At 42.0% G+C, this 9,594-nt stretch carries 7 protein-coding genes; 1 reads left to right on the top strand and 6 read right to left on the bottom strand.

Annotated features, from left to right (window positions below):
- From CYO89_RS06815 to CYO89_RS06805, 3 genes are all read right to left on the bottom strand, one after another.
- Positions 1 to 1,231 (bottom strand): nitrate- and nitrite sensing domain-containing protein (locus tag CYO89_RS06815; protein WP_181001902.1); only part of this gene is annotated, 1,231 nt, incomplete at its 3' end.
- Between the two features lie 321 nt (positions 1,232 to 1,552).
- A complete protein-coding gene (locus tag CYO89_RS06810; protein WP_103597731.1) occupies positions 1,553 to 4,120 on the bottom strand; it encodes a molybdopterin-dependent oxidoreductase in 2,568 nt (855 codons plus the stop codon).
- A 345-nt stretch (positions 4,121 to 4,465) separates the two neighbouring features.
- On the bottom strand, positions 4,466 to 6,973 hold the full coding sequence (locus CYO89_RS06805; protein WP_103597730.1) for a molybdopterin-dependent oxidoreductase: 2,508 nt from the start codon (positions 6,971 to 6,973) through the stop codon (positions 4,466 to 4,468).
- 237 nt (positions 6,974 to 7,210) lie between these two features.
- On the opposite strand from CYO89_RS06805, the gene CYO89_RS10255 reads away from it, so the two are divergent.
- Entirely contained in the window at positions 7,211 to 7,429 is a 219-nt protein-coding gene (locus CYO89_RS10255; protein WP_141090728.1) for a hypothetical protein, read from the top strand.
- 87 nt (positions 7,430 to 7,516) lie between these two features.
- On the opposite strand, the gene CYO89_RS06800 is transcribed toward CYO89_RS10255, so the two are convergent.
- The 3 genes from CYO89_RS06800 to CYO89_RS06790 all read right to left on the bottom strand — a co-directional run bounded on the left by CYO89_RS06800 (position 7,517) and on the right by CYO89_RS06790 (position 9,588).
- Complete coding sequence (locus tag CYO89_RS06800) at positions 7,517 to 8,092, bottom strand: cytochrome C (protein ID WP_103597729.1); 576 nt, start codon at positions 8,090 to 8,092, stop codon at positions 7,517 to 7,519.
- A 98-nt stretch (positions 8,093 to 8,190) separates the two neighbouring features.
- Positions 8,191 to 8,613: an EamA family transporter gene (locus CYO89_RS06795; protein WP_103597728.1), complete on the bottom strand. Its 423-nt coding sequence runs from the start codon at positions 8,611 to 8,613 to the stop codon at positions 8,191 to 8,193.
- Between the two features lie 51 nt (positions 8,614 to 8,664).
- The gene (locus CYO89_RS06790; RefSeq protein ID WP_103597727.1) at positions 8,665 to 9,588 is read right to left on the bottom strand and encodes a Dyp-type peroxidase; all 924 of its coding nucleotides are present in this window, start codon (positions 9,586 to 9,588) and stop codon (positions 8,665 to 8,667) included.
- Positions 9,589 to 9,594: the final 6 nt, after the last annotated feature.

Here is a 9,594-nt window from a genome sequence, read left to right as displayed (position 1 = left end):
GTAGATCTTTAAATGTGCTTTTTAGTTGATTTAGAGCTGGGTTGTTTGTGTCAGCTTCTAAGCTTGCTTCATAGTTGCCATCTTTTATCTCATTTACAAAGGTGTTGGCTTTTTGGATGAAGGTGTTTTCGTGCTCTTTTGCCGTCTGGATAACCTCTATATTTTCATTTATAAGTGATGACATGATGCAAATTTCATCTTTACCTTTTAAGCTTAGAAGTTTGGCAGAATTTGTCTTGTTGTTTAGATATAAGAAAAACTCGCCAAGCCCGCCCTTTACGCTATCGATGCCTGAAATGATATTTTTACCGACAAAAAATGAAACCAAAACAAGCAAGAGTATAAAACAGGCAAGCAAAAAAACCATAAAAACAGCTAAATTGCCAGCTTCGCTCATATCTTGCAAAGCTTTATCTTTCATATCATTTAACAAGTAAAGCTCATAGTTTCTAAAGTTATCGATCAAATTTGTGATGCTTTGAAACCAACTAGCTGCTTCGATCTTGCCAGCTGTCTCATCTGGAGTAGCGATAGCACTTTTGATGATATCATCTATCTTTTTAAACTCATCACTTTGCAAGATCTCTTTTTGCAAGCTATCTGCGTATGTGCCTGCGTTAAATTTCACGTAGTCATTTAAGAGATTTTTGATATTTGCGTTAAATGAAACTAAATTTACGTATGTGTTTTTATCGATGCTATGTTTTATAAAGGCAGCATTTAGCACCGCCCTTGTGATACCAAAATACTCTTTGATCTTTGATATGCTAAAAATTCTAGCCAAGTTATCTTTCATATCAGGCTCAGAGCTGCTTGCGAGGGAATTTTCAAAGATAAGTGTATTTTCGATCATATCGTGAAATTTAGGAGCTATGAGAGCAAAACTTTCTTTGTTATCTACTTTGGCTCTTATGCTATTAAGCTCACTTGAAAGTTCATCTTTGTTAGAAAGTTTAGACAAAACGCCATCAACTTTAGCTCTTTGCTCTTTTAAATTTTTATCAGCATCTCTGCCATTAGCTATAAAGCCTGCGCTATAACCGCGCTCTTTTTGAAGTTCATGGATAAATTCACTTTGTTTTATGATGTCTTCAGCTGTATTAAGGCTTGATACAGCTTGGCTTCTAGTCTTAAAAACTCCATTTAAAATATAAATACTTGTCGCACTTAAACAAATAAGACTTAAAATTACAATTAGTAGGATCTTTATTTTTATACTTAGATTATTCATTTTTCATTCCTTTGCATTACAAGATACGTTATATTGGCTGTTTCTCCCAAAAACGAAGCGGATTTTATTACTTTAATAATTAAATATAACTTGGAAATGTAAATTACATTTAAGCAACAATAATTTTACTTTACAAAACAAATGCCCTATTTTAGGTGATTTAAGAAAATTTTAATTACAAATAAATAATATTAATTAATAAAAAATATTTAAATTTTCTCTAAAATTTACGAAAATGGATAGATAAATTTGAAAAAGTAGTTAAAATTATTTTATAAGCAAAGATAAATTTAAGCAGGAGATCACTCCCCTGCTTTGAAATTATTTAGAAAATTTTGGCTCAGAAAACGCTGTAAGTTTTGGTGCTTCATCGCCTTGATATTTTCTGATATTTACAAGAGCTGTGTGGCTGATGTTGCCGTTTGCTAGCTTACTTGTTGGGATATCTATGGTTAGCACGTTTGCAGAGCCGTTTTTGCAGATGCCACTATCAAATCCATCATACCAAGCGCCCTCAGCTAGTTTTACAACGCCCTCTTTGATGTTTTTGGTGACATAAGCACCCGCTAGCACCTCGCCACGAGCGTTAAATACACACACCAAATCACCTGTTTTTACGCCAAGCTCTTTTGCGTCATTTTCGTTTATCCACACTGGCTCGCGATTAGCGATAGCATACTTCTCACGAAGTGAAGTTTGGCTTAGCTGTGAGTGCAAGCGGTCAGTTGGGTGAGAGCTTATCATGTGGTATTTTGCTGGTTTATCTTTCATGCCTAGCCACTCGATCGGCTCAAACCAAGTTGGGTGTGCTTTGCAGTCGTCATAGCCCATTTTCTCGATCGTATCTGAGTAAATTTCGATAAGGCCACTAGGCGTTCCAAGAGCGTTTAGCACAGGATCTTCTCTAAACTCACCAAGCCTTATCCAATTATCACTATCTTGAGATGAGGCAAATGTGACTGGTTTGTTTTCATTCCAAAACTCTTCAAATGGCTTCATATCGCTTGCAAGCTCTGGCACAGCCTTGACCTGAGCGTAAGCTGCGTCATAGTACTCTTTGATCCAGTCAAACTCATCCTTGCCGTTATCTGTATAGGCAACGACTAAATTTTTAGCATAAGCCTTACAAAGATCAGTGAAAATTTGATAGTCATCTTTTGCTTCGCGGTATTTTTCAACGACTTGCTTCATTGGCACGATGTTCATATTTGAGTAGTCACCTGTCATCGTGATGTCGTTTCTCTCATACTCTGTAGTGACTGGAAAGACGATATCAGCCATCTTTGCTGTCGGTGTCCAGTAGGCTTCGTGAACGACTACGGTTCTTGGCTTTCTCCACGCTTTTAAATTTGTATTAGTATCTTGGTGATGCACTAGTGGGTTGCCGCCGACCCAGTAGATAAAGTCGATGTCTGGATAGGTGATCTTTTTGCCGTCATGATCGATCACCTTGCCAGGGTGAAGCAACGCATCAGCGATACGAGCTACTGGGAAAGCGTAGTCAGTTGCTTTTTGTAGCCAGCTTTGACCTGTGCCTGCTACTGCGGCTGCCTTTGCGACAAAGCGGCCGCGTTTGTCAAATTCGCCCGTATCAGTGCCGATAAACTCGCCTTTTTCGTTAAATTTACCCACACTTGCGCTATTTACTCCGCCGATGACTGCGCCCTTGCATGTTGGTGCGCCGCCGTTTGAGTAGTGGTAGCTTAAGCCAAAGCCCCCGCCAGGAAGTCCAATCTGACCGATCATAGCTGCAAGTGTTACCATCGCCCAGTGTGGTTGCTCGCCGTGATGAGCGCGCTGCATGCCCCAGCCACTCATTAGCATCGTGCGGTTGCTTACAAATGTATCAGCTAGCTCTTTTAAAGTATCTTTGTCGATGCCACAAATTTTGCTCGCCCACTCTAAATTTTTAGGAGTGTTGTCTGTCTTGCCAAGTAGATATGGGAGGAATTTATCAAAGCCATAAGTGTAGTTTTCGATAAATTCTTTATCGTATTTGCCACTTTCATATAGGTAGTGCATCATGCCTAGCATCATCGCTGTATCGGTGTTTGGCACTGGAGCGATCCACTGAGCTTTGTCAAAGTATTGCGCTGTTTCAGACCTGATAGGATCGATCACGATCACTTTGATATCTTTTTTGTTTTTTAGCTCTTCAAAGTATTTAAAGCCTTGCTCATCAGTCGCTGTCCAAGCTATGCGAAGTGTCGCAAGTGGGTTTGCGCCCCAGATGACTACGACTTTTGAGTTTTCAAGCACTACTGGCCAGCTAGTTTGCTGCTCATAGACCTCGATACTACCTACAACGTGAGGCATGATGATCTGGCTAGCGCCTGTTGAGTAGTCGCCTAGCGAGCCAACAAAGCCACCACTAAGATTCATAAATCTATGAAGTAAAATTATTGAGTTATGCACATTGCCGCTTGATTTCCAGCCGTAGCTACCTGCAAAAACGCTTTGTAAGCCTTTTTGCGCTCTTGTTTTTTTAAGCTCTTTAGCAACTAGCTTGATCGCTTCTTCGTAAGGCACCTCGACCCACTCATCGATGCCACGAAGCTCTGGTTTTGGGCTATCTGGGTTTTGCAAGTAGCTCTTTCTTACCATAGTATGCTTGATACGACTTTTATAGATCATATCTGGTGTGTAGTGCTGAAGTGGGTTGTAAATTTCACTTGTTTTTTGGATAGGCTCTGACTTTACAGCGATGCCGTTTTTAGTTGTTACTTTTAGCATGCCCCAGTGAGCAGCTGTAAGAGTTTCGCCATTTTTTACAACGCCCTTTTTAACCTCATCAGCAAACAAATTTGAAGCTGTTACGCCTGAAAGCAAAGGTGTAGCTGCAAGTGCTGTTGCACCTTTTTTTAGAAAATCTCGTCTGTTCTCGTTCATTTTTTCTCCTTTTATTACGTTCTTTAACTTCTCGCTTGAGCAAGCCCAAGCTGCGAGCGGAAGTGCAAGCACTCCCTGCACCCACCTAAAGTTACTCGTCCGACTACGCGGACTAAATTTGGTTTTCTCCCCGAGTAAAACACATTAAATTTAAGACCTAGTTTTTGATCCTAAATTTTGGTTTTACTTCTCGCTTGAGCAAGCCCAAGCTGCGACAAACCCCATCGGTTTGATCCCGCACTAAAGCCTAAGATCGCAAGTCTGCGATCTAAGTTTTGGTTTTCTCCGTTGAGCCAGAAGCAAGCGCTATTAAATTCCGCTCACTCTTACAAATTTACAGTCCGATCACACTGAAAATTTTGGCTCTTTAAAGGCGCTAAGCTCTGGTGCTTCGCCTTTAAATTTTTTGATATTAACAAGCGTCGTATGCGAGATATTTGCATTTGAGAGCTTGCTAGCTGGGATATCATTTGTTAAAACGTTTATGCAGCCATTTTTACAAACACCCTTCTCATCTGGGTCGTACCATGCGCCCTCGCAAAGTCTTGCCACGTTGTAGCTCACATCATCGCTCACCACAGCGCCTGCTAAAATTTCACCTCTCTTGTTATAAACACGCACGATGTCGCCCGTTTTGATGCCAAGTTTTTTAGCATTTTTAGTGTTTATCAAGATCGGCTCACGATCAGCCACCGCGTACGTATCTCTAAGCGACGTTATGCCTAGCTGAGAGTGCAAGCGCACGCTTGGGTGTGGGTTTAACAGGTGAATGCTGGCTGATTTTTTCTTCGCACCCAGCCACTCAGCAGGCTCCATCCACATAGCATGACCCTTGCAGTCATCGTAGTTCATATTTGCTATCGTTTCTGAGTAAATTTCTATAAGGCCACTTGGCGTGCCAAGAGCGTTTAAGATAGGGTCTTCTCTAAACTCAGCGTGTCTTACCCAAGCCTCGTTCTCTGCGGTTGAGTCAAATTTAGTAGGCTCGTTTTTCTCCCACCACTCGCTAAATTTAGGCATTTTTACGCCAAGAGCTTTGTTTTCATTGATGACTTTAGCGGCGCTATCGTAGTATGACTTGATGAAATCAAGTGGCTCTTTCGCCCCATCAGTGTAAATTTCAGCTACGCCGTCAGCATAAGCCTTGCTTAGATCAGAGAAAATTTGATAGTCGTCTTTTGCCTCGTTTTGTTTGGCTACGACTTGCTTCATCGGCATGATGTATTGGTTAGAGTAGTCGCCAACCATAGTGATATCATCTCTTTCATAAAGCGTCGTCACTGGAAATACAATATCAGCCATCTTTGCTGTTGGCGTCCAGTAAATTTCATTTACGACAACCGTTCTTGGCTTTTGCCATGCACGTTTTAGCTTATTTAAATTTTGCTGGTGACCAAAAGGATTGCCCCCTGCCCAGTAGATAAAGTCGATGTCTGGATAGGTGATCTTCTTGCCATTATGATCTATCGTCTTGCCAGGGTTTAAAAGCACGTCAGCGATGCGAGCTACTGGGAAAGAGGCTGCTTGCATCTCTTCTATCTCCGCTTTCAACCTCTCATCAGCCACATCTTTTGCATATCCTTTAAATTTACCATCTTTGATGACACCGATATCTGCTGGGTTGATACCGCCAACGACCGTTGCTGTGCTAGTTGGCACGCCGCCACCGCTGTAGTGATAGCTAAAGCCAAAGCCTCCGCCTGGTAGGCCTATCTGACCTAGCATCGCAGCTAAAGTGACTAGCATCCAGTAAGGCTGCTCGCCGTGGTGAGCACGCTGCATAGCCCAGCCACCCATTATCATCGTGCGGTTTTTATACATTTTAACAGCAAACTCTTTTATCACCTTTTCGCTGACGCCACAAATTTTGCTCGCCCATTTTGGTGTTTTTGGCTTGCCATCTTTTTTACCAAGTAGATACGGCAAGAATTTATCAAAGCCAACTGTGTAGCTCTCTAAAAACTCTTTGTCGTAGTTTTTGGTCTTATATAGATGATACGCCATGCCAAGCATCATCGCTGTATCGGTGTTTGGCACTGGAGCGATCCATTTTGCCTTGCCGTCAAAGAAATTACCCGTTAGGCTCTTGATAGGGTCAATTATAATGATCTCTTTATCGCTATTTTTTAGATCTTCTAGGTATTTGTACGCTAGCTCATCAGTCGCCGTCCAGCCAACTCTTAGCGTAGCTACTGGGTCACTTCCCCAGATCACTACGACCTTTGAGTTTTCAAGTACCACCGGCCATGTAGTTTGCTGCTCATAGACCTCTATACCGCCCATAACGTGAGGCATGATAACCTGCCCTGCACCTGTCGAGTAGTCGCCAAGACCGCCGACAAAGCCACCAGTTAAGTTCATAAATCTAGCTAGAAGCGTGGTCGAGCTGTTGAAATTTCCGCTTGATTTCCACGCTGGAGACTTCGCATAAACGCTAGCAAGGCCTCTTTGAGCTCTTGTCTTTTTTAGCTCTCTTGCCACTAGCTTTATCGCGTCCTCATACTTCACCTGCACCCACTCATCTTGACCGCGAAGCTCTGGTTTTGGACTATCTGGGTTTTCAAGATAGCTCTTTCTAACCATAGGATGCTTGATGCGGCACTTGTAGATCATATCTGCAGTGTAGCCTCTTAACGGGTTTGGTATGCTGCTTAAGACGCTAAGTGGCTTTGAGCCAGTCACAACGCCGTCTTTTACGCTAACATCCATCATACCCCAATATGCCGAGGTTCTAACGCTGCCATTTTGCACTAAGCTTGGTTTTACACTGCCATTTCCACCAAAAGCGCACCCGCCTAGAAATGGTGTAGCAGCTAAAGCCAAACTACCTTTTAAAAATTTTCGTCTTTGCATTAATAAATACCTTTTATTAATTCTTTTTACTTCTCGCTTGAGCAAGCCCAAGCTGCGAGCAGCTACCCATCGCTCGCATCGCCAGCGATATGCTTCGCTCACTCTCTCCCGCACGGATACCAAGCAGTTGGTACCCTCTAAAGGCGGTCGTTCTCCCACCTAAAGTTACTTGTCCGACTACGCGGACTAAATTTGGTTTTCTCTCTAAGTAAAACCATTAAATTTAAGACCTAGTTTTTGATCCTAAATTTTTGTTTTACTTCTCGCCTAGGCAAAGCCTGGGCTGCGAGCAGCCACCCATCGCTCGCATCGCCAGCGATATGCTTCGCTCACTCTCTCCCGCACGGATACCAAGCAGTTGGTTTTACTTCGCAGGCTAGCGAAGCCAGCCCTTGCGACAAACCCCATCGGTTTGATCCCGCACTAAAGACTAAGATCGCAAACTCTGCGATCTAAATTTTGGTTTTCTCTCTAAGTAAAACCTTTAAATTTAAACCCTTTGCCTTGCTAAATTTGATTAAATTTAGCCCTGCTAGGTTTTACTTATTTGCCTAAATTTACGTCAGATGAGTGTTTTTGTAGATATTCGATAACTAGCCACTCGTCTTTTTTCTCTATTGCGGTTCTGCCGATCATTGATTTTAGAAGTGACGGCCATTGATTTGCGTTAAAGTGCGTAGTTTGAGGCAACGCATGGCAAACACCACAGCTCTCTTTATACATCTTATCAGCTTTTGCAAACATCGCATTTACATCAGTACTAAAGCCATCTTTTTGCACAAATACAGTCGTTTCTACCTCGTTCCATTTGCCGTTTTTGCCCTCTTTTATCACTTTGATATCAAAAGGTGCAGTTTTAGCAAATGCTACTGAGATAATCCTCGCTCCATCAGCAAAATAAACTACGTTGCTAACGGCTGGGTTTTGATAGCCTTTTACTTTGATCTGCGCTCTATCGCCGCTTGTTTGTAAAATTTCAACTGCGTTGGTTGGTAGCAGCCTGCCTATGCTCTTAGCTGAGCTAGCGTCAGCATATACGTCCTTTACGACATCTGTGTAGTTCATACCTGCACCAAATGCCGCACAAGCTACGATTGCTGATAGAATGATTTTTTTCATATTTCTCCCTTCAAAATGAAATCGTTCAAATTCTAGGGGCTTTTTTATTAATTACAAATTAAAATTAAAAATATGCTTTAAGAATAATGCAGAAAAATTTATTTAAAAATGAGTAGAAACACGCCAGATACGATAAGGCAGAGGGCTAAAGTTTCTTTTAAATTTAGCCTCTCACCAAGAAATATGACAGCTAAAATGACAGCTAGCACAACGCTAAATTTATCAACCAGTGCTACTTGATAGACCTTGCCTGCTTGCATCGCTTTAAAATACATAAGCCAAGATAGTCCAGTAGCTATGCCACTTAGTATGAGAAAGAGCCAGTTTTTTGGGCTTAGCGAGCTTAGTGGCTGCCATTTTTTAGCCACGCTTAAAAGTAAAATAAGCATAAAAACGACAACGACCGTTCTTATAAATGTCGCAAAATCGCTGTCGATGTCCTTTACACCAAGCTTTGCAAAGATCGCAGTAAGCGCAGCAAAAACAGCCGAAAGAGCTGCATAGATAAACCACTCTGGCATCTTTATCCTCTTAAATTTAAAGGGGCAAATTTGCTTCGCCACAAGCTAAATTTATCCCTCGTAGTCGCCAAGCATATCAAGCGTAGGAGCAAAAAAGAGAGCCCCGGTCACTGGCGTACTAAAGTCAAGCAGCCTATCTGAGTTGCCTTTTGGCTCGCCGATAAACATCTTTTTAAGCATAAGTTCAACCGTTGAAAATGTGCTCGCATAAGCGATAAAGTAAGTACCTATTTTGCTACCTTCAGTAAATGGCATATTGCCACGCACGACCTTTTTATCGTCGCCTACATTTGCAGCAGCTGAGTGTGAATTTGTAGGTTTTACGCTCTCGTCCATCTCGATGTCATACTCTTTTGAGCGGCCTATAACCTTTTCTTGCTCGCTTACGCTTGTGGCGTTCCACTCTTTCATCTTGTGGAAGTATTTTTGAACAAAAACGTAGCTACCACCTTTAAATTTAGCGTCCTCTTTGCCGACTTTTGCAAAAAGGTCTCTATCTTCGCCATCAGGGTTTTCAGTGCCATCGACAAAGCCGATGATCGCCCTGCCGTCGTGATACTTAAAGCCTTGAGTCTCATCTGTAAGCTCTGCAAATTTAAACAAAACTTCTTTGATATTTTGCGCCATGTCAAAGCAGTCAGCCGCATTTAGCGCACGGATGTGGATGTGGATATCGCCCTTTGTGCTAACGGCCTCGTGTTTGTCGCCTTTAATCGCTTTAAAATTTACAAGCTCTTTTGGCAGATCTTTTGAAATTTCAAGCTTTTTCCAAGCATCATGACCCACGCCAAGGACGCAGTTTACATTCTCCCCAGCGCCAAATCTAACTTTAGCAGTTTTGTTTAAATTTACAACCAAAGCACAAAGCTTAGCAAAGCCCTCTTTACATGCCTTTTTGTCGCCTTTTAAGACCCATGTTTGAAAGACTGTGTTGTTACCAGGTGCTTGTGTGACCTCTTGTGAATTTACACTCATTTTTTC

The organism is Campylobacter concisus (assembly GCF_002913765.1).
In the GTDB taxonomy this organism is placed as follows: Bacteria; Campylobacterota; Campylobacteria; order Campylobacterales; family Campylobacteraceae; genus Campylobacter_A; species Campylobacter_A concisus_BB.
The sequence above is the reverse complement of the archived record's forward strand: the minus strand, read 5'-3'. Positions and strand labels throughout refer to the sequence as shown.